Below are 25894 nucleotides of genomic sequence, written 5' to 3'. Positions count from 1 at the left end.
CTGCTCACCGTTCCTCCTCGGCCTCGGCGGCGGCCGGGGGCACCTTGCACAGCGGCACCAGCAGCAGCGCCACCACGAACATCATGGCCATCAGCCGGAACACGTCGCCAAAGGCCAGGGTCAGGGCTTCGCGCCCCACCAGCCGGCCGAGAATGCCCTGGGCCATGAGGAAGCCATGGCTGGGGTCCGGGGTGTCGGCGGCGATCTTCAGCGCCAGCTCGCTCATCAGCTCCTGGGCCGCCACCGCCTTGGCGCCAAGGGACTCCGACAGGTGCAGGACCTGGGTCCGCGCATCGTCCTGCAGCCAGGTGTTGACCGTGGCGATACCGATGGCCCCGCCCAGGTTGCGCATCAGGTTGAACAGGCCGGACGCCTGGCGCAGCTCCACCCCCTGGAACGAACTCAAGGCCATGTTGACGCTGGGCACGATGCACAGCATCAGGAACAGGCCACGCGCCACCTGGGGCACCAGCAATTCGTCGAAACCCCAGTTGGAAGTGATCCGCGAGGTCAACCACAGGCTCAGGGCCAGGCCCAGGAACCCCACCGAGATGATCAGGCGCCGGTCGACCTTCTCCGAGGCCCGGGCAGCGATGATGGTGCTGAACAGTTGCCCGATGCCCACGACGAACACCGTGGTGCCGATCTCCAGGCTGTCGAAGCCGCGCACCCGGCCCAGGAACACCGGCACCAGGTAGGTCGAGGAGTACAGGCCGAAGCCGATCACCAGGTTGAGCAGGCAGGCGATGGAAAAGGTCCGATCACGAAACGGTCGCAACGACACGATGGGGTTGTCCGAATACAAGGACCGCTCGATGAACAGCCCGAAGGACACCAGGGACACCCAGGCCGAGATGACGATCCCGGTATCGCTGAACCAGTCCTTGCGCGGCCCTTCCTCCAGCACGTATTCCAGGCAGCCCAGGGCCAGGGCCATGGCTGCGAAATGCAGCCAGTCGATGCGCCGCAGCATGGGCAGGTCGGGACGGTCGACATCGATCAACAACGCCGCGCCAATGCAGATCACCAGGCCCGGCAGCACGTTGATGAAGAAGATCCAGCGCCAGTCCAGGTAGAAGGTCACCAGGCCGCCCACGGTGGGCCCGAGGGTCGGCGCCAGGACCGCGGTCATGCCGAGGATGGCCGGGACCATCGCCCGCTGCTTGCCCTCGAACAACACGAAGCCGACGGCGAACACCGTCGGCACCATGGCCCCGCCAGTGAAGCCCTGCAGCGCCCGCAACACGATCATCGACTCGATGTTCCAGGCCATGCCGCAACCGACGCTGAACAAGGTGAAGAGCGCCGCGCTGGTCGCGAACAGCCAGCGGGTGGAAATCGCCTGGGCGAGGAAGGCCGAGAAGGGAATCATGATCAGTTCGGCGATCAGGTAGGCGGTCTGCACCCAGCTCACTTCATCGGGACCGGCGCTCAAGCCGGCCTGCACGTCGTTGAGCGAAGCGGCCACGATCTGGATGTCGATCAGGGCCATGAACATGCCGAAGGCCATGATGGTGAAGACCAGGAACTTGCGTCGCAGGGTCGCTTGAGCCGGCTGCTCGCCCGCGCCAGGGAGGTCGGATGCGCTTGTCGTCACGTGGTTACTTCCCTGTAGTATTGCGGTCGTCATGTGAATATTATGATCGTAATTCAAAACCGCATGGAGCTTCAACATGGAGCAGAGCACCCAGACCCAGAACGCTATCCTGCAAGCCGCCCAGGACACGGAGAAGCCGCGCAAGCGCTCCAAGCGGCCGCTGATTGCAGGCGCCGTCGCCCTGACCCTGGTGGCGGTTGGAGTGGGTTGGGTGCTGATGGCGCCGTCCACCGAATCCACGGACGATGCCTATATCGCCGCCGACGCCACCTCGGTCGCGCCACGGGTACACGGCCTGGTGACCGAGGTGCTGGTCAAGGACCACCAGAGCGTCACCGCCGGCCAGCCCCTGGTGCGCATCAACAGCGAAGAGTTCGACAGCCGGGTGACCCTGGCCGAAGGCGACCTGGCCGATAGCCTGGCCCAAGTCGCCCTGGCCCAGGCGGCGCTGACCATCCAGGACGCCGAGCAGCGCCTGGCCAACACCCGGGTACTCGCGGCCCGCACCTCGATCCGCACCACCCAGGCCGAATCCAAGCGCGCCGGGGACGAGCGCAACCGCTTCAACACCCTGGTCACCACCGGCGCCGTGGCGCGCAACGAAGTGGAGAAATACAGCACCCAGGCGATCTCCGCCGAGCAGAACCACGCCCATGCCCAGGCCATGCTGCAAGTGGCCGAGAACGACCAGGCCGTGACTTCAGCCCAGCGCGAACGCCTGCAGGCGCAATTGCAGATGGCCAAGGCCAAGGTGGTGACCGCCAAGGCCCGGCTGGAGCTGGCGCAGCAGGACCAGAGCCACGCCACCATCTATGCCCCCATGGACGGCACCGTGGGCAATCGCCAGGTCCAGGTGGGCGACTACGTACAGCCGGGCTCGCGCCTGCTGACCCTGGTCCCGCTGCACGAGCTCTACGTCCTGGCCAACTTCAAGGAAACCCAGACCCAGCACATGCTTCCAGGCCAGCCGACGCGCATCAAGATCGACGCCCTGCCGGGAGTCAGCATTACCGGCACCGTTGAAAGCCTGGCCCCGGGCTCGGGCTCGACCTTCGCCCTGCTGCCCTTCGAGCCGGGCACCGGCAACTTCACCAAGATCGTCCAGCGGGTGCCGGTGCGCATCCGCTTCGATGCCGACCAGCCAGGCCTGGAACGGCTGCGTCCGGGCCTGTCGGTGATCGCCAAGGTCGACCTGGACGAACCCCAGCAGCGCAACGCAGGCGGTACCCACTCCGAGCTCAAGGTCAGCGCCAACAGCCAGTGAAGCTCACGCCCACTGCCGGTCGCCATGCTCCAGGCGGCCGGCAGGCGCCAGGCCCATGGCCCTGGCGGCGGTACACACTACTCGGCGGTGGAAGGTTTTTCCCACAGGTTGATCCGCCCTTCCCGGGCGAAATGATCGATTTCCGCCAGCTCCTCCACGCTGAAGCCCAGGTTCTGCAAGGCCCCGACGTTCTCGACGATCTGCTCCGGCCGGCTGGCGCCGATCAGGGCCGAGGTCACCCGCGGATCCCGCAGGGTCCAGGCCAGGGCCAACTGGGCCAGGCTCTGCCCACGGTTCCGGGCAATATCGTTGAGGGCCCGCACATGGGCGATGTTGGTCTCGGACAAGTGGGAGGCCTGCAATGATCCGCCGCCAGGACGGTTGACCCGCGCATCCTCGGGAATGCCGTCCAGGTACTTGTCGGTGAGCAATCCCTGGGCCAGCGGGGTGAAGGCGATCACTCCCACGCCGAGCTCCTCGGTGGTCTCCAGCAGGTCCCTTTCCACCCAGCGATTGAGCATGTTGTAGGCCGGTTGGTGGATCAGCAGCGGCACCTTCCACTCCTTGAGCAAGGCGACCATCTCCCGGGTCTTCGCTCCGGAGTAGGAAGAGATACCGATGTACAGCGCCTTGCCCTGCTGCACCGCGCTGGCCAGGGCGCTGGCGGTTTCCTCCAGGGGCGTGTCCGGGTCGAAGCGATGGGAATAGAAGATATCCACATAGTCCAGGCCCATGCGCTGCAGGCTCTGGTCGAGGCTGGCCAGCACGTACTTGCGCGAGCCGCCGCCCTGGCCGTAGGGCCCGGGCCACATGTCCCAACCGGCCTTGCTGGAAATGATCAGCTCATCGCGATAGGCCTGGAAATCCTCGCGCAGCAGACGGCCGAAATTGATCTCGGCGCTGCCATAGGGCGGGCCGTAGTTGTTGGCCAGGTCGAAATGGTTGATGCCCAGGTCGAAGGCCGTGCGCAGCAAGGCACGCTGGGTATCGATCGGCGTGCTGTCGCCGAAGTTGTGCCACAACCCCAGGGACAGGGCCGGCAGCACCAGGCCACTGCGGCCGACGCGGCGATAGGGCATGGAGTCGTAGCGATGTTCAGCAGCTGAATAAGTCATCGAATCCTCATCTGGACTGGGGCCACCTCTGGATGGCCGGTTCCGGCATGGCGGCTGGCGCAACGGCCAGCCTCCTCCTGTTGTTGTGAACTACCTCGTTCAAGGCAGTTCCGCAAAACTGCAACGATATGAGATGCCGTATTTCATACCGAATTCATACTTAATTTCGTACTATAAAATCGCTGGAAAACAAACTTTTGCTCAGTTTTCAGCCAAAAAATTGCTTGCCACAGGGCATCAGGCCCCAGGCTTCCTACAGCAGCGAGAAGCCCCGTGTTTACTGGGTTTAAACCCCGAGATGGGCATTGAACGAGGCGTAACGACTGACGCTTCGTACCACGAAGCCCAGACCATGCAACCTTGAAATCGACGGATCGAAGAATCGCGCCGAAAAGCACGACATGAAATATATTACGTACCACGTAGCACAATACGAAATCATCCTTAGTAGCTAATGGCAATTTGCCTTTTCAGCCCCTGGACGATGCTCAAAAGTAGCCACACCGGCCCCTGAGGCAAAAACCGCCGCCAACACCGGTCCTGGAAAATACCCAGGGCTCGCAGTCGCTGACACTCACCTGCAACGCGCAAAAAATTCGCCGAAAGCCATATGCCAGCCAGTCAAGCGAGTTGAGCTCCTGAAGGAGCAGCCGGTCGATGCTCGATTGCTCGCGATGGTCGTTAACGGCTGCGCGTATTGACTGGAAAACGCAGCGTCCTGGCCTTCACCGCGGGCAAGCTGCGCTCCTGACATTGCCTTGACCGATCGGCATCAGGCAGGCCGCATCCATTGTTTATAGACGGCAAAAACCACTCCTGCCCGGGCCGTGGCAGCCACCGTCGGCAGGAAAAAACAGCCCGTGACAGGCCTGTGGAAAGGGGCGCTCCAGGCGCCCGGAAGCGCGGGAGTGGGTCAGCCGGCTTCGGCGAAGACCTGGGCCAGCCAGTCGACGAACACCCGCACCCGTGGCGCAAGCTGGCGGTTGTAGGGGTAGACCACCGATACCGGCATCGGCGGTGGCGGGGTGTCGGCGAGGATCTCGCGCATCAATCCCCGGGCCAGGGAGTCGGCCAGGTGGTAGCGCGGACATTGGATGATGCCCAGCCCGGCCAGGGCCGCGGCGCCGTAGACCTGGGCACCGGATACCGAGAGCGCGCCATCGATGGCCAATTCACGCCGCTCGCCAGCCACCATGAATTCGACCAGGAGGCCTCGCGGCTGGTGGTGCAGTTGCGCCAGGCCGGCCACCAGACCATCGCCGCCAGCGTCGCCTCCCTGGCCAGCCCCGCGGCCGGCTGGATCAACGGCCAGGTGCTGCGGGCCAACGGCGGGCTGGTTTGAGACCTATGCTGGATAACAGGGCCGCCGGACTCTTTCCGGCCTGTCGGCTGGCGCCAGGAGATGCCCCTCATGCACACCACCATCGTCATTGCCTTCGGCCTGCTCCTGCTGGCCCTGGTGCTGTATATCGGTGAACGGCTGGGCTTCGGCCAACAGACCCTGGGCTATGTCTTTTGCGGGCTATGGCTGGCGTTGAGCGTGCTCAACGGTGCGGTGGGAGTGGTCAGCGCCAAGCAGCCCCTGGGTTCGGAACTGCTGGTCGGCTGCCTGGTGTTCGCCCTGCCGGTGGCCGCCCTGGGGCTGTACCTGGCCATGGGCGGAGCGAAGGCTTGAGCCGCCGGCCAGGGGCAGCAGCGCCCCCGGCCGCGAGGCTCTGGATCAACGCACCAGATGCAGGAACTGCATGTGGCGTTCGTACTGGTCGAGGATATCGTTGATGATCTGCTCCTTGCTGTAGCCCATCAGGTCGTAGTCCTGGCTACCCTCGGACAGATGCACCTCGGCACGGTAGTAACGGCGGTTGCGCAGCTCTTTCGGGCCCATGCCGCCCCGGGCGAAGGACGGGGTGAAGTAACCGCGCATCTGCACCTGGTAGACGAACGGATGCTGGTCGCCGTGGCCGATTTCCAGGCTGACGCTGTCGTTGGCCGGATCGGGCTGGGTGATCACGTTCAGGCCCTTCTCGACGAATACCGCCGTCACCTCCTCGATGGCCGGGCGCACGGTCTGGTCGAGGAAGCGATACACCTCGTCCCGCGACGGGAAATGCACCGCCTGGCTCAAGCGCTGGCGCCAACCACCCCGGCCCCGGCGCGAGGCCGATACCGGCGCCAGGGAATGCAGCTGGGCGATGCGCTTCTGCGACTCCATGTAGAACGCCTTGTGCAGGCCCCACATCATCAACAGCAGGATCAGCGAGAACGGCAGCGAGGTCAGGACCACCGCCGACTTCAGCGAATCGACGCTACCGGCGAACAGCAACCCGCTGGTGACCAGGGCGGTCATCGCGCCCCAGAACACCCGCAGCCATTTCGGGCCGTCTTCGTCCGCGCTGCCGCCCCGCGCCGACAGGGTGGAGAGCACCACGGTGCCGGAGTCCGCCGAGGTGACGAAGAACACGAAGCTGATGAACACCGTGACCGCGATCACGGTCTTGCTCCAGGGGTAGGTCTCCAGCAACAGGTAGAGGGTCATCGACGGATTGTCGATGGCCGACATGCCCAGGGCGCTCATGCCATGGTTGAGCACCTGGTCGATGGCGCTGTTGCCGAAGATCGACATCCACGCCAGGGTGAAGCCCAGGGGAATCAGCAGCACGCCGAAGACGAATTCACGGATGGTCCGGCCCCGGGAAATCCGCGCGATGAACAGCCCCACGAACGGCGACCAGGCAATCCACCAGGCCCAGTAGAACACCGTCCAGCCACCCAGCCAGTCGCTGGGCTTGTCGTAGGCGTAGACGTCGAAGCTCTTGGCCGGCAGCGCGCCCAGGTAGTCACCCAGGTTCTGGATCAGGGTATTGAGCAGATGCTGGGTCGGGCCGGCGAACAGCACGAACAGCAGCAGCGCCACCGCCAGCAGCATGTTGATGTCGGACATCACCCGCACACCCTTGTCGACCCCGGATACCGCCACGGTGATCGCCGCGCCCATCATCAAGGTGATCAACAAGACCTGGATCCATTGGGTATGGGCGATGCCGAACAGGTAGTCGAGGCCGGAGTTCAGGTGCAACACGCCAAACCCCATGTCGGCGCCCAGGCCGAACACCGTGGCGATGATGCCGAAGCCATCCACCGCATAGCCGATGGGGCCATTGATGCGCTTGCCGATCAACGGATATAGCGCCGAACGCAGGGCCAGCGGCAGGTTATGCCGGTAGGCGAAATACGCCAGGGCCATGCCGACGAAGGCGAACACGCCCCAGCCATGCAGGCCCCAGTGCAGGAATAGCAACTGCATGCCCTGGCGCGCCGCCTCCACCGTGCCCGCCTCGCCCTTGGGCGGCTGGAGCATGTGGGTCAGGGGTTCGGAAACGCAGAAAAAGAACAGGGTGATGCTGATCCCGGCGGCGAACAGCATGCCGGCCCAGGACAGGTAGCTGAACTCGGGTTCGTCGTGGTCGGCACCGAGCTTGATCTTGCCGTAGCCGGACAGGGCGGTGACCACCACGAAGACCAGGTACAGGGTCATGGCCAGCATGTAGTACCAGCCGACCGTATTGGCCGCCCAGTTCTGCGCGGCCAGCAGCCAGGCACCGGCCTGTTCCGGCAGGCCGATCACCACCACGCCGAAGATCAGGATGAAGCTGGCGGCGAAGTAGAACACCGGGGGATTCATGCGAACCAGGCTGTTCGCGGGGGTGGATGATGCACTCATCAATGGCGCACCTCGAAGGGGTGAAACATGGCTGAAATGTACGGACTCAGCAAAGGCAAGCCTCCTGTTGTGAGCGGGCAGCGAACCACCGGTTTAACTTGAACAAGCGTTCAAGTTAAACATGGATAAGGGGTTCAGGACCAATTGCAGGGCTCAGCGGTACTGTCAGTACGCTAGCTCAAGGAAGGGTATGACGTATGCCGGGCGCAATCGTTCAGCGCTGCGACCGCACCGGATGCGAGAAAGCCCGGCCGGCCCCGGAAGGCCCTGCCGGGCATGCGCAGCCGCTTCGTGTAGCCGCTGTCGCAGGCTGCGCACGGGCGCGCAGCGGCGGCAAATTGGGGATGGCAGGGCCAGCGGGCCATGCAAGCCCGCCAGCGGCCACAGGTTACTTCTGCGAACCGTCGTCGTGCTGCAGGTTGGCCTGGGTCAGGTTGCAGCCCGCCGGCACGCTGCGGGTCAGCCAGACGTTGCCGCCGATGGTCGAGCCCTTGCCGATGGTGATGCGTCCGAGAATGGTCGCGCCGGCGTAGATCACCACGTCGTCCTCGACGATCGGGTGGCGCGGATGGCCCTTCTGCAACTGGCCGTCCTCGTCCGCCGGGAAGCGCTTGGCCCCCAGGGTCACCGCCTGGTAGATGCGCACCCGCTCGCCGATGATCGCGGTCTCGCCGATCACCACGCCGGTACCGTGGTCGATGAAGAAGCTCTTGCCGATCTGCGCCCCCGGGTGGATGTCGATACCGGTGGCCGAGTGGGCGATTTCCGAGCTGATCCGCGCCAGCAACGGCAGACCGGCACCATACAAGTGGTGCGCCAGGCGATGGTGGATCACCGCCAGGATGCCCGGGTAGCACAACAGCACTTCGTCGACGCTGCGGGCCGCCGGATCGCCGTGGTAAGCGGCCAGCACATCGGTATCCAGCAATACGCGCAGGCCGGGCAGGGCCAGGGCGAAATCCTGGATCAGGCGAATCGCCCGGGCATTGACGTCGGTATCGCTTTCACCGTTCTGCCGGGCCACGTAGCGCAGTTCCAGGCGCGCCTGGGCCAGCAAGGCGTTGAGCGCCGCGTCCAGGGTGTGGCCGACGTAGAAATCCTCGCTCTCCTCGCGCAGGTCCACCGGTCCCAGGCGCATGGGGAACAGCGCACCGCACAGGGCCTCGAGGATCTCCGCCATGGCCGCCCGCGACGGCAGCTCGCGGCCACCCTGCTCGCCGCTGACCCGACCGTTGCGGCTACGCCACTGATCACGGGCATCGCGCAGTTGACCGACGATGGTCTGCAATTGCCAATGGCTGGAACGCTCGCTCACGATAAGACTCCTAGACTCGGGCGGCCGGACTGTCAGGCCGCGCAAACGGCGATCACTTTACGCCCGGTCACGGCCACCCTTAAGAACTAATTGTGCGCACATAAGCATTTTTTGGCATAAGCGATCGGCGGTTGCCCGGCCAAATATCGCTGCCTATAGTCGTTGCACCTTCCCTGTTCCGTGCGGACTCATGATCAAACAACAGCTCGCCCGTTTCGACCGCCTCGACCTGCTCGGCCACGCCACCGCCCTGGAAAAGCTCCAACGCCTGTCGGCCTGGACCGGCCGCGACATCTACATCAAGCGCGATGACACCACGCCCCTGGCCATGGGCGGCAACAAGCTGCGCAAGCTCGAATACCTGGCGGCCGATGCCCTGGCCCAGGGTGCCGACACCCTGGTCACCGCCGGGGCCATCCAGTCCAACCACGTACGCCAGACCGCGGCCCTGGCCGCCCAACTGGGCCTGGGTTGCGTCGCCCTGCTGGAAAACCCCACCGGCACCGACGATGCCAACTACCTGGGCAACGGCAACCGCCTGCTGCTGGAACTGTTCGATGCCAAGGTCGAGCTGGTGGACAACCTCGACCAGGCCGACGAGCAGCTCCAGGCCCTGGCCGCGCGCCTGCGCAGCAACGGCAAGAAGCCCTACCTGGTGCCCATCGGCGGTTCCAATGCCCTGGGCGCCCTGGGCTACGTGCGCGCCGGCCTGGAGCTGGCGCAACAGATCGAGGACAGCGGCCTGCGCTTTGCCGCCGTGGTCCTGGCCTCCGGCAGCGCCGGCACCCACAGCGGCCTGGCCCTGGGCCTGAGCGAAGCCTTGCCGCAACTGCCGGTGATCGGCGTTACCGTCTCGCGCACCGAGGAAGACCAGCGCCCCAAGGTCCAGGGGCTGGCCGAGCGCACCGCCGAACTACTGGGCGTGCCGTTGCCGCAGAGTTTCAACGTGCAGCTGTGGGATGAGTATTTCGCCCCGCGCTATGGCGAGCCCAATGCCGGTACCCTGGCCGCAGTCAGGCTCCTGGCCAGCCAGGAGGGCTTGCTGCTGGACCCGGTCTACACCGGCAAGGCCATGGCCGGGTTGCTGGACGGCATCGGGCGCCAGCGATTCGACGAGGGTCCGATCCTGTTCCTGCATACCGGCGGAGCCCCGGCGCTGTTCGCTTATGCTGGAGCTTTCAGCTGAAGATCAGAGCAAGGAAATACATCGGCAAAGGCGAGCGCCTTGCGCTCGTGCGCAGCCGGCGGCAGCGACTGCGAAAGGCGGATCAAATATTCCCTAAAGGAATATAAATGTGAATTTATATTATTTTTACATCTATAAAAGAGCACTTATAGTCGCGCCGCAGGCGAATTTGCCGGGAGACGCATACGCTGCATTTAGGGCAGGATGAAACCTGCATTCCGGCTCACCGTTCGACCCGCACCACCCATTCGCATCGTGCATAAGAAACCACAGGGGCTTGTCATGAATCTTTCCGTACTGCGTCGCAATCTGCTGATTGGCACACTGGGCCTGGCCCTCGGTGCCGGACTGATGGGGCAAGCGGTTGCCGGCGAGCAACTGCAGAAGATCAAGGACGCGGGCGTGATCAACGTCGGCCTGGAAGGCACCTACCCACCGTTCAGCTACGTCGACGAAAACGGCAAGCTGACCGGCTTCGAAGTGGAATTCTCCGAAGCCTTGGCCAACAAGCTCGGGGTCAAGGTCAAGTTGCAGCCGACCAAGTGGGACGGCATCCTCGCGGCCCTGGAATCCAAGCGCCTGGACGCCGTGGTCAACCAGGTGACCATTTCCGAGGAGCGCAAGAAGAAATACGACTTTTCCACTCCCTACACCGTCTCCGGCATCCAGGCCCTGACCCAGAAGAAGGACGAGGGCAAGTTCAAGACCGCCGCCGACCTGGCCGGGCACAAGGTCGGGGTGGGCCTGGGCACCAACTACGAGCAATGGCTGAAGGACAACGTACCCAACGCCATCATCAAGACCTACGACGACGATCCGACCAAGTACCAGGACCTGCGTGTAGGCCGTATCGAAGCCATCCTGGTGGACCGCCTGGCGGCCTTCGAGCTGATCAAGAAAACCAAGGACACCCTGGTGGTCTCCGGCGCCCCCTTCTCCCGCCAGGAATCCGGCGTGGCCCTGCGCAAGGGCGAACCGGAACTGCTGGCCGCAGTGAACAAGGCGATCGAGGAGCTGCGGGCCGACGGCACGCTGAAGAAACTCTCGGAAAAATACTTCAACGCTGACGTCACCCAATAATGGAAGCAGGCCTGCAACTGGCGCTGGACTCGGCGCCATTCCTGCTCAAGGGCGCGTACTACACGGTGATCCTGAGCCTGGGCGGCATGTTCTTCGGACTGCTGCTGGGCTTCGGCCTGGCCTTGATGCGCTTGTCGCGCTTCGCGCTGGTGAGCTGGATCGCCCGGATCTACGTGTCGTTCTTTCGCGGCACGCCGCTCTTGGTGCAGCTCTTCGTGATCTACTACGGCCTGCCGCAACTGGGACTGGAGCTGGACCCGCTGCCTGCGGCGCTGATCGGCTTCTCCCTGAACATGGCGGCCTACGCCTGTGAAATCCTCAGGGCCGCCATCGGCTCCATCGAGCGTGGCCAGTGGGAGGCCGCCGCCAGCATCGGCATGACCCGGGCCCAGACCCTGCGCCGGGCGATCCTGCCGCAAGCCATGCGCACCGCCCTGCCGCCTCTGGGCAACAGCTTCATCTCGCTGGTCAAGGACACCGCCCTGGCCGCCACCATCCAGGTCCCGGAACTGTTCCGCCAGGCGCAGCTGATCACCGCCCGGACCTTCGAAATCTTCACCATGTATCTTGCCGCCGCTCTGATCTACTGGGTCCTGGCCAGCGTGCTCGCGCACCTGCAGCACCGTCTGGAAGAGCGGGTCAATCGGCACGACCAGGAGTCTTGAAGCCATGATCGTGGTGGAAAAACTGACCAAGCAGTTCAAGGGCCAGACGGTGCTCAATGGCATCGACCTGGAGGTCAAGGAAGGCGAAGTGGTGGCCATCATCGGCCCCAGTGGCTCGGGCAAGACCACCTTCCTGCGTTGCCTGAACTTCCTCGAACAACCCACCAGCGGCCGGGTCCGCATCGGCGACATCGCCATCGACAGCAATGTCCCGCTGAGCCAGCAGCAAGGGCGGATCCGCCAACTGCGCCAGCAAGTGGGTTTCGTGTTCCAGAACTTCAACCTGTTCCCCCACCGCACCGCCCTGGAGAACGTCGTCGAGGGCCCGCTGGTGGTGAAGAAGACCCCACGCGAGCAGGCCCTGGCCCTGGGCCGCAAGCTCCTGGCCAAGGTCGGCCTGGCGGGCAAGGAAGACGCCTACCCCAGGCGCCTGTCCGGTGGCCAGCAGCAGCGGGTGGCGATCGCCCGGGCCCTGGCCATGGAGCCCAAGGTGATCCTGTTCGACGAACCCACCTCGGCCCTGGACCCGGAATTGGTGGGCGAAGTGCTGGCGACCATCCGCGGCCTGGCCGAGGAGAAACGCACCATGGTCATCGTCACCCACGAGATGAGCTTCGCCCGCGACGTGGCCAACCGGGTGATCTTCTTCGACAAGGGGGTGATCGTCGAACAGGGCGAAGCCAAGGCCCTGTTCGCCCACCCCCGGGAAGAACGCACCCGGCAGTTCCTCAGCAAGTTCCTCACCTCGGCCTGACCCTCCAAACCCCAAGGCCGCTACGCAACCTGCGGCAGCGGCCACGCCAAACGCCACCCTCGCCTGTAGCCGCTGTCGAGCTGCGCCAAGGCCCGCAGGGCCTTCAAACCCCAAAACCCACAGCCGCTGCGCACTCGTACGCAGCCTGCGGCGCGGCGGCACAAGCCCCGATACCCACACGCCCAATGCCCCGCCTGACGTATACGTAACCCTCTTCTATGCATATTCCTAAAAGTTAGTTTATTTAATTTTTATCCACGTTTAGGGTATATGCCACCGGACCACCGGACATTCTTGATCCTGATTTCGCCGCATGACGCGGCCTATCCAAAGATGTGAGGTAGGTATGGTTCGGAACACAATCACCCCAGTGCAGATCGCCAGGGCATTGCGTGCAGCCAAGGAGTGGCACTGATGTCCAGTCTGGTAGAAGCACAGGTCCAGAGCGACCTGGACATTGCCCCCTTGTTGTTGCCCGCACAGGTATTGCTCAACGACGCCGAGGCCCTGCAAGCCGCCCATGAACTGGCCGATGCGGCACGCCAGCAGGCCGCCCAGCGCGACCGCCAGCGCAAGCTGCCCTGGGCGCTGGTCGAGCAGTTCACCCGCAGCGGCCTGGGCAGTATCGCCATTCCCCGGGCCTATGGCGGGCCCCAGGTGTCCTACGTGACCGTGGCCGAGGTCTTCGCGATCATTTCCGCGGCGGACCCGGCCCTCGGGCAGATCCCGCAGAACCAGTTCGGGATCCTCAACCTGATTCTCGGTTGCGGCACCGAGCGCCAGAAGAAACAACTGCTGCAAAGCGTCCTGGAAGGCTGGCGCATCGGCAATGCCGGCCCGGAACGCGGCACCAAGAACACCCTGGAGCTCAAGGCGCGGATCAGCGCCGACGCCGACGGCCATGTGCTCAATGGCCAGAAGTTCTATTCCACCGGTGCGCTGTTCGCCCACTGGGTGGCGGTCAAGGCGCTCAACGACGACGGTCGCCAGGTCCTGGCCTTCGTCCGCCGTGGCACTCCGGGGCTGCGCATCATCGATGACTGGTCGGGCTTCGGCCAGCGCACCACCGCCAGCGGCACCATCTTGCTGAACAACGTGCGGGTGGACTCCGAGCTGGTGCTGGACAACTGGAAGATCAACGAGACCCCGAACATCCAGGGCGCCGCCTCGCAACTGATCCAGGCCGCCATCGACGCCGGGATCGCCCGCGAAGCCCTGGCCGATGCCATTGGCTTCGTCCGTGAACGCTCGCGGCCGTGGATCGACGCCAACGTCGAACGGGCCAGCGACGACCTCTATGTGATCGCCGACATCGGCAAGCTGCAGATCGAACTGCACGCCGCCGAGGCCCTGCTGCGCAAGGCCGGCCAAGTACTGGACCAGGTCAGCGCGGCACCGGTCACCGTCGAGGCCGCGGCCCGCGCCTCCATCGCCGTGGCCGAAGCCAAGGTGCTGACCACCGAGATCTCCCTGCAAGCCAGCGAGAAACTGTTCGAGCTGGCCGGCAGCCGCGCCACCCTCGCCGAATTCAACCTTGACCGTCACTGGCGCAACGCCCGGGTGCACACCCTGCACGACCCGGTGCGCTGGAAGTACCACGCCGTGGGCGCCTATCACCTGAACGGCACGCTGCCGGCCCGTCATTCCTGGATTTAACCGCCCAGAACGCTTTTGACCAGATCTCTGGAGAAACACATGTCTCTTTCTCAACACGTCGCGGTCATCACCAGCGACGAGCAAGCCCTGATTGTCGCCAGCGACCTGGCGGAAGATTTCAAGCGCGACAGCGCCCTGCGCGATCGCGAGCGGCGCCTGCCGCACCCCGAGCTGGAAGCCTTCAGCCGCTCCGGCCTGTGGGGCATCAGCGTACCCAAGGAATACGGCGGCGCTGGCGTCTCCAACGTCACCCTGGCCAAGGTCACCGCGCTGATCGCCGAGGCCGACGCCTCCCTGGGCCAGATCCCGCAAAACCATTTCTATGCCCTCGAAGTGCTGCGGGTGAACGGCAGCGAGCAGCAGAAGCAACGGCTGTACGCCGAGGTCCTGGCCGGCCGACGCTTCGGCAACGCCCTGGCCGAGCTGGGTACCAAGACCGCCCACGACCGCACCACCCGCCTGAGCCGCGACCGCAGCGGCCAGGGCTACCGCATCGACGGGCGCAAGTTCTACGCCACCGGCGCCATCTACGCCCAGCGCATCCCTACCTCGGTGGTGGATGAGGACGGCATCCAGCAACTGGCCTTCGTCCCCGCCGACAGCCAGGGCCTGAACGTGATCGACGACTGGAGCGGCTTCGGCCAGCGCACCACCGGCAGTGGCTCGGTGGTCTTCGAAAGCGTGGCGGTGGACGCCGCCGACGTGGTGCCCTTCCAGAGCGCCTTCGAGCGTCCGACCCCGGTCGGCCCCCTGGCGCAGATTCTCCACGCCGCCATCGACACCGGCATCGCCCGCGCCGCCTACGAAGACGCCCTGCGCTTCGTACGGACCAAGAGCCGGCCGTGGATCGATTCCGGCCACGACAAGGCCACCGACGACCCGCTGACCATCAAGAGCTTCGGCCACCTGAGCATTCGCCTGCACGCCACCGAGGCCCTGCTGGAACGGGCCGGGGAATTCCTCGACCGCGCCCAGGCCCAGACCAACGCCGAGACCGTGGCGGCCGCCTCCATCGCCGTGGCCGAGGCCCGGGCCCTGAGCACGGAGATTTCCCTGGCCGCCGGCAGCACCCTGTTCGAACTGGCCGGCAGCCAGGCGACCCTGGCCGAGTACGGCCTGGACCGCCACTGGCGCAATGCCCGGGTGCACACCCTGCACGACCCGGTGCGCTGGAAGTACCACGCCGTGGGCAACTACTACCTCAACCAGCAGAACCCGCCACTGCGGGGGACCATCTGATGAGCGCCCTCGCCCCCACCAAGAAGAAGATCCTGCTCAACGCCTTCAACATGAACTGCGTCGGGCACATCAACCACGGCCTGTGGACCCACCCACGGGACACCTCCACCCAGTACCAGAGCCTCGAGTACTGGACCGAGCTGGCCCAGTTGCTGGAGCGCGGGCTGTTCGACGGGCTGTTCATCGCCGACATCGTCGGGGTCTACGACGTCTACCAGGACTCGGTGGACGTGACGCTCAAGGAGTCGATCCAGCTGCCGGTCAACGACCCGCTGCTGCTGGTCTCGGCCATGGCCGCGGTCACCCGCAACCTGGGGTTCGGCCTCACCGCCAACCTCACCTACGAGGCGCCCTACCTGTTCGCCCGCAGGCTTTCCACCCTCGACCACCTGAGCCGTGGCCGGGTCGGCTGGAACATCGTCACCGGCTACCTGGACAGCGCCGCCCAGGCCATGGGCCTCAAGGAGCAGATCGAGCACGACCGCCGCTACGACCAGGCCGATGAATACCTGGAGGTGCTGTACAAGCTCTGGGAAGGCAGCTGGGAGGACGACGCAGTGGTCAACGACCGTGAGCAGCGCATCTATGCCCGGCCGGACAAGGTGCACAAGGTCGAGCACCAGGGCGAGTTCTACCAGGTCAGCGGTTATCACCTGTGCGAGCCCTCGCCCCAGCGCACCCCGGTGCTGTTCCAGGCCGGCAGCTCGGAGCGCGGCCTGGTGTTCGCCGGACGCCACGCCGAATGCGTGTTCATCAGCGGGCAGAACAAGGCCGCGACCAAGGCCCAGGTGGACAAGGTCCGCGCCAGTGCCGTGGCCGCCGGGCGCAATCCCGAGGACATCAAGATCTTCATGGGCCTGAACGTGATCGTCGGGGCCACCGAGGAGCTGGCCTGGAAGAAGCACGCCGAGTACCGCAGCCATGCCAGCGCCGAGGCCGGGGTCGCGCACTTCTCCGCCTCCACCGGCATCGACTTCGCCCAGTACGAGCTCGACGAACCTATCCAGTACGTGAAGAACAACGCCATCCAGTCGGCCACCAAGCACCTGCAGAACAACGACTGGACCCGGCGCAAGCTCCTGGAGCAGCACGCCCTGGGCGGACGCTATTTCACCGTGGTCGGTTCACCGCAGCAGGTGGCCGACGACCTGGAATCCTGGATCGCCGAGACCGGCCTGGACGGCTTCAACCTGACCCGCATCGTCACCCCGGAAAGCTATGTCGACTTCATCGACCTGGTGATCCCGGAGCTGCAACGACGCGGGTCCTACAAGACCGCCTACGAGACCGGGACCCTGCGCGAAAAGCTCTTTCACCAGGACCGCAAGCTGCCCGTTCGCCACACCGGTGCGGCCTACCGCCGCTAACGGCATGCGGGCAAGCCGGATCGCCGCCCGCTCGCTCCTGCAGATGCATGCGCAGGAGCGAGGCTTGCCCGGGATAAGACCGTAATACCCCAAAAACCTCGATGCACTGACTGGAATCCAAGACCATGAACACCAAGCTCCCGCGCCATCCGGTCAAAGCACTGGCCCTCGCCCTCGGGCTCTTCGCCAGCAGCGTCTTCGCCGCCGAACCGCCACTCAAGGTCGGCACCACCGCCGCCTTCGCCATTCCCCTGGAGGCCGCCGTCGCCGAAGCCGGCAAGCAAGGCCTGAAAGTGGAACTGGTGGAGTTCAGCGACTGGATCGCGCCCAACGTCAGCCTGGCCGCCGGCGACATCGACGTGAACTACTTCCAGCACATCCCGTTCCTGGAAAACGCCAAGGCCGCCGCCGGTTTCGACCTGGTGCCCTTCGCCCCGGGGATCATCAACAACGTCGGCTTGTACTCGAAGAAGTACCAAAGCTTCGACGAACTGCCCCAAGGCGCCAGCGTGGCCATCGCCAACGACCCGATCAACAGCGGTCGCGGCCTGCAACTGCTGGCCAAGGCCGGGCTGATCGAGCTCAAGCCCGGGGTCGGCTACAAGGCCACCGAGGACGACATCATCGCCAACCCGAAGAAGATCAAGATCCTCCAGGTCGAGGCCGTGCAACTGGTGCGCGCCTACGACGACGCCGACCTGGTCCAGGGCTACCCGGCCTACATCCGCCTGGCCAAGACCTTCGATGCCGGCTCGGCGCTGCTGTTCGACGGCCTGGACCACAAGGAGTACGTGATCCAGTTCGTGATCCAGCCCAAGAGCAAGAACGACCCGCGGCTGATCAAGTTCGTCGATATCTACCAGCATTCGCCCGCCGTGCGCGCCGCCCTGGACCAGGCCCACGGCAAGCTCTACCAGGCCGGTTGGGAAGGTTGAGATGACAGTCGCCACACATAAGCTTGCGCTCCCCGAACCCGAACCCCAGAGCGCCGAACGGACCGAGCTGCATCCGGACCTGAACCGCGCCCAGGTGCGCTTCATCGGCCTGGGCAAGACCTACCAGGGCCAGCAGGGTCCGGTCCAGGCCCTGCACGACATCGACCTGGCGATCCAGCGCGGCGAGGTGTTCGGCATCATCGGCCGCAGCGGCGCCGGCAAGTCGTCGCTGATCCGCACCATCAACCGCCTGGAACGCCCCAGCAGCGGCCGGGTGCTGATCGACCAGGTGGACATCGGCGAATACGACGAAGACCGCCTGGTGGCCCTGCGCCGACGCATCGGCATGATCTTCCAGCACTTCAACCTGATGTCGGCCAAGACCGTGTGGCACAACGTCGAGTTGCCGCTGAAGGTGGCCGGGGTGCCCAAGGCCCAGCGCCAGCGCAAGGTCCGCGAACTGCTGGAACTGGTAGGCCTGAAGGACAAGCACCAGGCCTATCCGGCGCAGCTGTCCGGCGGCCAGAAGCAGCGGGTGGGAATCGCCCGGGCCCTGGTCCACGACCCCGAGATCCTGCTGTGCGACGAGGCCACCTCGGCCCTGGACCCGGAGACCACCCAGTCGATCCTCGGCCTGTTGCAAGAGATCAACCAGCGCCTGGGCCTGACCATCATCCTGATTACCCACGAGATGGCGGTGATCCGCGATATCTGCCACCGGGTGGTGGTCCTGGAGCGTGGGGGGATCGTCGAGCAGGGGCCGGTGTGGAAGGTCTTCGGCGACCCGCAGCACGAGGTCAGCAAGACCCTGCTGGCGCCCTTGCAACATGAACTTCCCGAAGAGTTGCGCCAACGCCTGCGCAGCCATCCCGAGAGCGCCGCAGCGGCCGTGCTACTGAGCCTGCGCTTTACCGGCACGCAGCGTGACGAACCAGACCTGGCGGCGCTGTTCAACGCCTTGGGCGGGCGCGTGCGGCTGCTGCAAGGCGGGGTCGAGCGCATCCAGGGCCATGCCCTGGGCCAACTGCTGCTGGCGGTGCAGGGCTCGTCCCTGGGCGCCGAAGAACTGCGCCAGCGCGCCAGGCAATGGGCACAACAGGTAGAGGTGCTGGGTTATGTGGCTTGAACGTTTGCTCCAGGGCGTCCTGGATACCCTGCTGATGGTCGGCGTGTCGTCATTGATCGCCCTGCTGGCGGGGATTCCCCTGGCAGTGATCCTGGTCACCAGCGGCAAGGGCGGGATCTACCAGGCCCCGGCGCTGAACCGGGCGCTGGGGGCCTTCGTCAACCTGTTCCGCTCGATCCCGTTCCTGATCCTGATGGTGGCGCTGATCCCCTTCACCCGGCTGATCGTCGGCACCACCTACGGGGTATGGGCGGCCGTGGTGCCGCTGACCATTGCCGCCACGCCGTTCTTCGCGCGGATCGCCGAAGTCAGCCTGCGCGAGGTCGACCACGGGCTGATCGAAGCGGCCCAGGCCATGGGCTGCCGACGCTGGCACATTGTCTGGCACGTACTCTTGCCCGAGGCGCTGCCGGGCATAGTCGGCGGCTTCACCATCACCCTGGTGACCATGATCAACTCCTCGGCCATGGCCGGGGCCATCGGGGCCGGCGGGCTGGGAGACATCGCCTACCGCTACGGCTACCAGCGCTTCGACAGCCAGATCATGCTCACGGTGATCGTGTTGCTGGTGCTCCTGGTGGCGGCGATCCAGCTCGGCGGCGACCGCCTGGCCCGGCGCCTCAACAAGCGCTGAGCCGCTTCGCGCACTTGAAGGCCCGGCGGCCTTGGCACAGCCTCGCAGGCCCGGCAGCGGCTCCAAGCGCGTACCCACAAGACCCGCTTCGTGTAGCCGCTGCCGCAGGCAGCGCCCGCCAACCTTGCCTTTGCACAGGTGTATATTGAGCCGGTCCCCATCACGCCGTCCTGCCGCCATGAAACTTGCCCCCGACGATCTCGACACCATCACCGCCACCACCCTGGGCCACTACAACCAGGTGGCCGAAGGCTTTCGCGAAGGCACCCGCGACCACGACGTCAGCCAGAACATCGACGCCCTGCTGCGGCATATCCAGGGCACCGCGCCCTTCACCCTGCTGGACTTCGGCTGCGGCCCGGGGCGCGACCTGCGCACCTTCACCCGCCTGGGCCATGTGGCCGTCGGCCTGGACGGCAGCCAGGAGTTCGCCCGGATGGCCCGGCAAGACAGCGGCTGCGAAGTCTGGCAGCAAGACTTCCTCAAGCTCGACCTGCCAGCGGCACGCTTCGACGGGATCTTCGCCAACGCCGTGCTGTTCCACGTCCCCGGCCAGGAACTGCCCCGGGTACTCAAGCAACTGCATGGCACCTTGAAGCCCGGCGGGGTGCTGTTCAGCTCCAACCCCAGGGGCGACAACCAGGAAGGCTGGAACGGCGCCCGCTACGGCGCCTACCACGACCTCGCGGCCTGGCAGGCACTGCTCACCGCCGCAGGTTTCATCGAACTGGAGCACTATTACCGCCCCGCCGGCCTGCCCCGGGAACAACAACCCTGGCTGGCCAGCGTCTGGCGCAAGGCCTGAGCCGCCCTCTGCGTAGGAGCGAGCAGGCGGCGATCCGACTTGCCCGCGTTAGCGAGGCGCCTGATACACCGCCATCGCGAACACGCTTCGCGCCTACGAATCAGCGGCTGTCCTGGTCCGGCTTGGGCTCCTTGATCCGGTACCAGGCCACGTACAGCGCCGGCAGGAACAGCAGGGTCAGCAAGGTGGCGACGATGATGCCGCCGATCATGGCGTAGGCCATCGGCCCCCAGAACACTTCCCGGGCGATGGGGATCATCCCCAGGCTGGCCGCCGCGGCGGTCAGCAGGATCGGCCGCCGTCGGTGGTGGGTGGCTTCCAGTACCGCATCCCAGGGCTCGTAGCCGTCCTGCTCGTACTCATCGATCTGGGTCACCAGGATCACCGAGTTGCGGATGATGATGCCGATCAGCGCCAGGATCCCGAGGATCGCCACGAAGCCCATGGGCGTCCCCGTCGGCACCAGGGCCAGGACCACGCCGATCAGCCCCAGCGGCGCGACACTGGCCACCAGGAACATCTTCTGCACGCTGTGCAGCTGGATCATCAGGAAGGTCGCCATCAGGAACAGCATCAGCGGCACCACCTTGGCGATCGGCCCCTGGGCCTTGCCGCTCTCCTCCACGGTGCCGCCGGTGGCCACCGAATAGCCGGCCGGCAGCCCGGAAGCGAACCTGTCGATGGTCGGCTTGAGCTGCTTGACCAGGTCGGTGGGCTGGATCTGGTCGCGCACCGCCGCCTTGATGGTGATGGTCGGCTTGCGATCGCGGCGCCACACCAGGGGCTGCTCCAGTTCGTAGCGCACGCTGGCAAAAGCCAGCACCGGGATCGAGGTGCCGCTGGGGGTGACGATCTGCAGGTTCTGCAAGGTATCCGGCGAACCGCGCTCGCTGTCGTCGGCGCGGCCGACCACCTTGATCAGGTAGATGTCGTCATGCACCTGGGTCACGGTGGAACCGCTGACGATGCTGTTCATCAGTTGCGCCACGTCTTCCGAAGACAGGCCCAGCTGCCGCGCCTTGTCCTGGGCGATGTCGATGCGCAGCACTTTGCCCGGCTCGTTCCAGTCGTAGATGATCTCGCCGATGTGCGAATTCTTGTCCAGCTCGGCGGCCAGCTCGATGGCGTGCTTGCGTACCTGGTCGATATCCTTGCCGCTGACCCGGTACTGGATCGGCCGGCCCACCGGCGGTCCCATCTCCAGGGCCTGGACATAGCTGCCGATGCCGACGAAGTCCTGGCGCAGGCGCTTCTGCAGGCGCTCGGTCAGTGCGGTGCGCTGCTCCAGGCCCTTGCTGACGATCACCAGCTGGGCGTAGTAGGGGTTCTGCAGTTGCTGGTCCAGCGGCAGGTAGAAGCGGATCGCCCCTTCGCCGATGTAGGTACTCCAGCGCTCGATGTCCGGATCGTCCTTGAGGGTCGCCTCCAGGCGATCCACCGCCTTGCGAGTCTCGTTGATCGAGGCATTCTGCGGCAGGTTCAGGTCCACCAGGATCTCCGGCCGGTCCGAGGACGGGAAGAACTGGTTCTGCACCAGGCCCATGCCGAACACCGAGGCGACGAACAACAACACGGTGATGCCGATGGCCCACCAGCGGTTGCGCATGGCCCATAGCAGGCCGCCATTGAAGGCCCGGCCGACCCGCCCCGGCTCCTCGGAGTGAGGTTTGACGTTGGTGCTCAGGATATGCACGCCAATCACCGGGGCGAACAACACCGCGACGATCCACGACACCAGCATCGCCACCGCGATCACCGCGAACAGAGTGAAGGTGTACTCCCCGGCCGAGCTGGCATTGAGGCCGATGGGCACGAAGCCGGCGACAGTCACCAAGGTCCCGGTGAGCATCGGGAAGGCCGTGGAAGTGTAGGCGTAGGTCGCCGCCTGCTCCTTGCTTTCACCTTTTTCCAGGCGCGTGACCATCATCTCCACGGTGATCATCGCGTCGTCCACCAGCAAGCCCAGGGCGATGATCAGCGCTCCCAGGGAAATACGCTGCATGGTGATGCCGCTGTACTCCATGAACAGGAAGACCATGGCCAGCACCAGCGGGATCGAACAGGCCACCACCAACCCGGCCCGGACCCCGAGGCTGATGAAACTCACCACCAGGACGATCACCACCGCCTCGAACAATGCGCTGGTGAAGCCACCCACCGCCTCCTCCACCACCTCGGCCTGATCGGAGACCTTGTGCACGCCGACGCCCACCGGCAGGTCGGCGGTCAGCTGGTCCATGCGCGCGTGCAGGGCCTTGCCGAAGTCCTGGATATTGCCGCCCTTCTTCATGGCGATGGCCAGGCCAATGGCCGGCTGGCCGTTGAAGCGGAACATCGGCGTCGCCGGATCGACATAGCCACGGCTGATCTGGGCGATATCCGCCAGGCGATAGAAACGGTCGTTGAGCCGCAGGTTCACCGTGGCCAGGTCCTTCTCCGAGGCGAACTGCCCCGAAGTGCGCACCGAGATCCGCTCCGGCCCGGCCTCGATCACCCCGGCCGGAGTCACCGCGTTCTGCGACTGCAGGCTTTGCAGCACCTGGCGCTGGTCGATCCCCAGGGCCGCCAGCTTGCGGGTGGAGAAGTTCAGGTAGATCACCTCGTCCTGCTCGCCGACCATCTCCACCTTGCCCAGGTTCGGCACCTCGCGGATCTGCGCCCGCACCTGCTCCACGTAGTCGCGCAGCTGGCGCATGCTCAGGCCATCGGCGGTGAAGGCGTAGATGGAGCCGAACACATCGCCGAACTCGTCGTTGAACCCTGGCCCCTGCAAGCCTTGGGGAAACTCGCCCCGGATGTCGTTGATCTTCTTGCGCACCTGGTACCAGATGTCGGGGATGTCCTTGCCGTTGGTGGTGTCGCGCAGGTAGACGAACACCGTCGACTCGCCGGGGCGGGTGTAGCTCTTCACGTAGTCCAGGGAGTCGAGTTCCTCGAGCTTCTTCTCGATGCGGTCGGTGACCTGCTTGAGGGTTTCTTCCTGGGTCGCGCCGGGCCAGCGGGTCTGGATGACCATGGTCTTGATGGTGAAGGACGGATCTTCCTCGCGCCCCAGGTTCATATAGGAGAACACGCCCATCAACAGCGCCACGAACATCAGGTACCAGACGAAGGATTGATGCCTGATCGCCCACTCGGACAGGTTGAAGCTCCCTTTGTTGGCGGGCGTCATTGTGCGCGGTCCTCATCGATTTTGACTTTCTGCCCCGGCTTGAGGCTGTTGACGCCGGCGCTGACGATCCGCTCGCCGGGCTGCACGCCCTGGCTGATCAGGATCGAATCATCATCGCGGCTCAGTACCGTCACCTCACGGGGCGAGACGGTATGGGTCTTGGGGTCGATGACCCAGATCCGGCTCTTGCCATCCACCTGTTGCAACGCGGTCAACGGCAGCTCGGTGCGCGGCGCGATGGCCGAGCTCAGGGTCACGCTGATGGCGGTACCCAGGCGGAATGCCTCGGGGGTGTCCTTGAGGGTCAGGCGGGCCCGGCGGGTGCGGGTCGCGCTCTGGGCCTGGGGTTCGATCTCGCGCACCGTGGCGCTGGTGCCGATGCTCGGGTCCAGTTGCGCCGCGACCTGGAACACCACGTCCGCCGGCAGCTGGTCCACCAGGTTCGCCGGCAGGTCGATCACCGCTTCCTTGACCTCCGGCCGGGCCAGGGTCACCACCTGCTGGCCGGCGCTCACCACCTGCCCGGCCTCGGCCTTCCAGGCGGTGACCACGCCGCCGTGGTCGGTGTGCAGCTCGCTGTAGCCGAGCTGGTCCCGGGCCTGCTGCACCGAGGCCTGGGCCTGGTCGAGGGAGGCGCGGGTGGTCTTCATGTCGGTCTGGGCCAGGTCCAGCTGGGCCTGGGCCCCGACCCCACGGTCGAACAGTTCCTGCTGGCGCCGGGCGTTGGCCTGGGCATTGATCCACTGCGCCTGGACCCGGGCCAGGTCGCCCTGGGCCGCCCGCAACTGGTTCTGCTGGTCGGTGGGGTCCAGGGTCGCCAGCAAGTCCCCGGGGGCCACCTCGGCCCCGACGTCGACATTGCGCTTGGCGATGCGTCCCGGCACCCGGAAGCCCAGGTTGGTCTCATAGCGGGCCTGGATGTTGCCGGCAAAGCGCCCCAGGCTTTCCTCGGACTGCGGCGTCACCTGGATCCACAGCACCGGACGCACCGGTTCCGGCGGTGCGTCGTGCTTGGAGCAGGCAGGCAGCAGCACAACGGCGCACCACAACAAGGCCAGGCGCTTCATGGCTGTTGCTCCTGGCCGGTGGTCTGGCCGGCGATCTCCACCGGTACTCCCGGATACAGCAACTGCCCGCCGGCCACCACCACCTGCTCGCCGCCCTCGAGGCCTTCGCTGATGATCACCTTGCCGGTCAGGTAGCGCCCGACCTTGACCTTGTGCAGTTGCGCCCTGCCGTCAGTGTCCACCAGCCATACCGCCGGCTCGCGCAGGTCCTTGGTCAGCGCCGCCCAGGGCAGCAACACGCTGGCCTTGGCATTGGCGCGAGCGGTGGCGCTGACCACCGAACCCAACTCCATGCCCGCCGGCAAAGAGTCGAGCTTGACCTTGACCTGCACCGTGCCGCTCTGGGCCGAGACCACCGGGGTCACTTCGCGGACCTTGCCGGTGGTGGTCACCTTGGGATTGTCCAACAGGGCGATGTGGATGGTTTCCTGCCCCGGTGGCTGCATCACCAAAGACTCATAGACGTTGAATACCGCATCGCGCTCGCCGTCCTGGGCCAGGCTGAAGATCGGCTGCGTCGCCTGCATCACCTGGCCGACCTCGGCCTGGCGGGCGGTGATTACCCCCGGGACTTCGGCCACCAGTGCGGTGTAGCCCAGTTGCTCGCGGGCGTTGGCCAACTGGGCCTGGGCCGCGCTCAAGGCGCTCTGGCTGCTGTGCAGGGCGGCCTTGGCCGAGTCGTATTCGCTCTGGCTGGTGTAGCCCTTGGGCAAGAGTTTCTGCTGGCGGACGAACGCGGCGCTGGTCTGCTTGACCCGCGCCTGCTCGGCGAACACCGCGGCATTGGCCGAGTCGACGTTGGTCTGCAGGTCCTTGGGGTCGAGCCTGGCCAGCACCTGGCGAGCCGCGACCCGGTCGCCAACATCCACCATGCGCTGGATGATCTTGCCGCCAACGCGAAACGACAGATCGGTCTGGACCCGTGCCTGCACATCGCCGGTAAGGGTCACCGACGCCGCGAACTCGCTGCTCTGCACTTGCTGGACCCGCACCCGCGGATGATTCTTTTCCGTGGGCTGCTCCGCCCCGCAACCAGCGAGCAAGGCCAACAGGCAAAACCCCACTACCCACTTCGTATCGAGACCAGCCATGCAGGCTCCTTTTGCTTGATCGATGCGCCGTGACGTTTACGACTGTGAGCTTAGAACAGGGTTCCACCCTTGTACTGCCCGCCGCAGCCCAGGGTCTGGAGATCG

General features: G+C 65.4%; 20 protein-coding genes and 1 pseudogene. 13 read left to right on the top strand and 8 right to left on the bottom strand.

The window, feature by feature from the left end; translation table 11 throughout:
• Positions 1 to 4 precede the first annotated feature (4 nt).
• Positions 5 to 1597 carry a DHA2 family efflux MFS transporter permease subunit gene (locus tag CAG11_RS23275; RefSeq protein ID WP_085598123.1) on the bottom strand — a complete coding sequence of 531 codons (1593 nt, stop codon included), beginning with the start codon at positions 1595 to 1597 and terminating at the stop codon, positions 5 to 7.
• Between the two features lie 76 nt (positions 1598 to 1673).
• Between CAG11_RS23275 and CAG11_RS23270 the strand changes: the two genes are divergently transcribed.
• A complete protein-coding gene (locus tag CAG11_RS23270) occupies positions 1674 to 2861 on the top strand; it encodes an HlyD family secretion protein (protein ID WP_085598122.1) in 1188 nt (395 codons plus the stop codon).
• Positions 2862 to 2938: 77 nt separating this feature from the next.
• Here CAG11_RS23270 and mgrA read toward each other — a convergent pair whose 3' ends face one another.
• Together mgrA and CAG11_RS23260 are read right to left on the bottom strand one after the other, a co-directional pair.
• A complete protein-coding gene (gene mgrA / locus CAG11_RS23265) occupies positions 2939 to 3976 on the bottom strand; it encodes an L-glyceraldehyde 3-phosphate reductase (protein WP_053132700.1) in 1038 nt (345 codons plus the stop codon).
• A gap of 913 nt (positions 3977 to 4889) precedes the next feature.
• Positions 4890 to 5177: pseudogene (locus CAG11_RS23260) on the bottom strand (LysR substrate-binding domain-containing protein); the annotation flags it as partial.
• A 210-nt stretch (positions 5178 to 5387) separates the two neighbouring features.
• Here CAG11_RS23260 and CAG11_RS23255 point away from each other — a divergent pair.
• Positions 5388 to 5651 (top strand): hypothetical protein, encoded by a 264-nt coding sequence (locus CAG11_RS23255; RefSeq protein WP_085598121.1) that lies wholly within the window; start codon positions 5388 to 5390, stop codon positions 5649 to 5651.
• A 45-nt stretch (positions 5652 to 5696) separates the two neighbouring features.
• Here CAG11_RS23255 and betT read toward each other — a convergent pair whose 3' ends face one another.
• The gene (betT, locus tag CAG11_RS23250) at positions 5697 to 7658 is read right to left on the bottom strand and encodes a choline transporter BetT (RefSeq protein WP_177409171.1); all 1962 of its coding nucleotides are present in this window, start codon (positions 7656 to 7658) and stop codon (positions 5697 to 5699) included.
• A gap of 427 nt (positions 7659 to 8085) precedes the next feature.
• The gene (gene epsC / locus CAG11_RS23245; protein WP_022644182.1) at positions 8086 to 9012 is read right to left on the bottom strand and encodes a serine O-acetyltransferase EpsC; all 927 of its coding nucleotides are present in this window, start codon (positions 9010 to 9012) and stop codon (positions 8086 to 8088) included.
• Between the two features lie 190 nt (positions 9013 to 9202).
• Between epsC and CAG11_RS23240 the strand changes: the two genes are divergently transcribed.
• From CAG11_RS23240 to CAG11_RS23190, 11 genes are all read left to right on the top strand, one after another.
• Positions 9203 to 10198, top strand: a complete 996-nt coding sequence (locus CAG11_RS23240; RefSeq protein ID WP_085598119.1) for a D-cysteine desulfhydrase — start codon at positions 9203 to 9205, stop codon at positions 10196 to 10198.
• 282 nt (positions 10199 to 10480) lie between these two features.
• A complete protein-coding gene (gene tcyJ / locus CAG11_RS23235) occupies positions 10481 to 11278 on the top strand; it encodes a cystine ABC transporter substrate-binding protein (protein WP_085598118.1) in 798 nt (265 codons plus the stop codon).
• Positions 11278 to 11943 (top strand): cystine ABC transporter permease, encoded by a 666-nt coding sequence (gene tcyL, locus CAG11_RS23230; RefSeq protein ID WP_022644179.1) that lies wholly within the window; start codon positions 11278 to 11280, stop codon positions 11941 to 11943. The genes tcyJ and tcyL overlap by 1 nt, the downstream gene beginning before the upstream one ends.
• A 4-nt stretch (positions 11944 to 11947) precedes the next feature.
• Complete coding sequence (gene tcyN / locus CAG11_RS23225; RefSeq protein WP_053132714.1) at positions 11948 to 12697, top strand: L-cystine ABC transporter ATP-binding protein TcyN; 750 nt, start codon at positions 11948 to 11950, stop codon at positions 12695 to 12697.
• Positions 12698 to 13111: 414 nt separating this feature from the next.
• Positions 13112 to 14353 (top strand): SfnB family sulfur acquisition oxidoreductase, encoded by a 1242-nt coding sequence (locus CAG11_RS23220; protein ID WP_085598117.1) that lies wholly within the window; start codon positions 13112 to 13114, stop codon positions 14351 to 14353.
• Between the two features lie 39 nt (positions 14354 to 14392).
• The gene (locus tag CAG11_RS23215; RefSeq protein WP_085598116.1) at positions 14393 to 15592 is read left to right on the top strand and encodes an SfnB family sulfur acquisition oxidoreductase; all 1200 of its coding nucleotides are present in this window, start codon (positions 14393 to 14395) and stop codon (positions 15590 to 15592) included.
• Positions 15592 to 16959, top strand: coding sequence for an LLM class flavin-dependent oxidoreductase (locus CAG11_RS23210; protein ID WP_085598115.1), 1368 nt, complete (start codon positions 15592 to 15594; stop codon positions 16957 to 16959). The genes CAG11_RS23215 and CAG11_RS23210 overlap by 1 nt, the downstream gene beginning before the upstream one ends.
• A 125-nt stretch (positions 16960 to 17084) precedes the next feature.
• Positions 17085 to 17894 (top strand): MetQ/NlpA family ABC transporter substrate-binding protein, encoded by an 810-nt coding sequence (locus CAG11_RS23205; protein WP_085598114.1) that lies wholly within the window; start codon positions 17085 to 17087, stop codon positions 17892 to 17894.
• A 1-nt stretch (position 17895) separates the two neighbouring features.
• The gene (locus CAG11_RS23200) at positions 17896 to 19020 is read left to right on the top strand and encodes a methionine ABC transporter ATP-binding protein (RefSeq protein ID WP_085598113.1); all 1125 of its coding nucleotides are present in this window, start codon (positions 17896 to 17898) and stop codon (positions 19018 to 19020) included.
• The gene (locus CAG11_RS23195; protein WP_085598112.1) at positions 19010 to 19654 is read left to right on the top strand and encodes a methionine ABC transporter permease; all 645 of its coding nucleotides are present in this window, start codon (positions 19010 to 19012) and stop codon (positions 19652 to 19654) included. The genes CAG11_RS23200 and CAG11_RS23195 overlap by 11 nt, the downstream gene beginning before the upstream one ends.
• A gap of 178 nt (positions 19655 to 19832) precedes the next feature.
• Positions 19833 to 20459, top strand: coding sequence for a bifunctional 2-polyprenyl-6-hydroxyphenol methylase/3-demethylubiquinol 3-O-methyltransferase UbiG (locus CAG11_RS23190; RefSeq protein WP_022644171.1), 627 nt, complete (start codon positions 19833 to 19835; stop codon positions 20457 to 20459).
• Between the two features lie 100 nt (positions 20460 to 20559).
• On the opposite strand, the gene CAG11_RS23185 is transcribed toward CAG11_RS23190, so the two are convergent.
• From CAG11_RS23185 to CAG11_RS23175, 3 genes are read right to left on the bottom strand one after another with little or no spacing between them, the layout of a single operon-like run.
• Positions 20560 to 23631, bottom strand: coding sequence for an efflux RND transporter permease subunit (locus CAG11_RS23185; protein ID WP_085598111.1), 3072 nt, complete (start codon positions 23629 to 23631; stop codon positions 20560 to 20562).
• Positions 23628 to 24698 (bottom strand): efflux RND transporter periplasmic adaptor subunit, encoded by a 1071-nt coding sequence (locus CAG11_RS23180; protein WP_085598110.1) that lies wholly within the window; start codon positions 24696 to 24698, stop codon positions 23628 to 23630. Before CAG11_RS23180 ends, CAG11_RS23185 begins: the two co-directional genes overlap by 4 nt.
• Positions 24695 to 25789 carry an efflux RND transporter periplasmic adaptor subunit gene (locus tag CAG11_RS23175; protein ID WP_085598109.1) on the bottom strand — a complete coding sequence of 365 codons (1095 nt, stop codon included), beginning with the start codon at positions 25787 to 25789 and terminating at the stop codon, positions 24695 to 24697. The genes CAG11_RS23180 and CAG11_RS23175 overlap by 4 nt, the downstream gene beginning before the upstream one ends.
• Between the last annotated feature and the right edge of the window lie 105 nt (positions 25790 to 25894).

Origin of the sequence: Pseudomonas sp. B6(2017) (genome assembly GCF_002112765.1) — a bacterium.
In the GTDB taxonomy this organism is placed as follows: domain Bacteria; phylum Pseudomonadota; class Gammaproteobacteria; order Pseudomonadales; family Pseudomonadaceae; genus Aquipseudomonas; species Aquipseudomonas piscis.
This window is presented reverse-complemented; position numbering and strand designations above follow the sequence as displayed.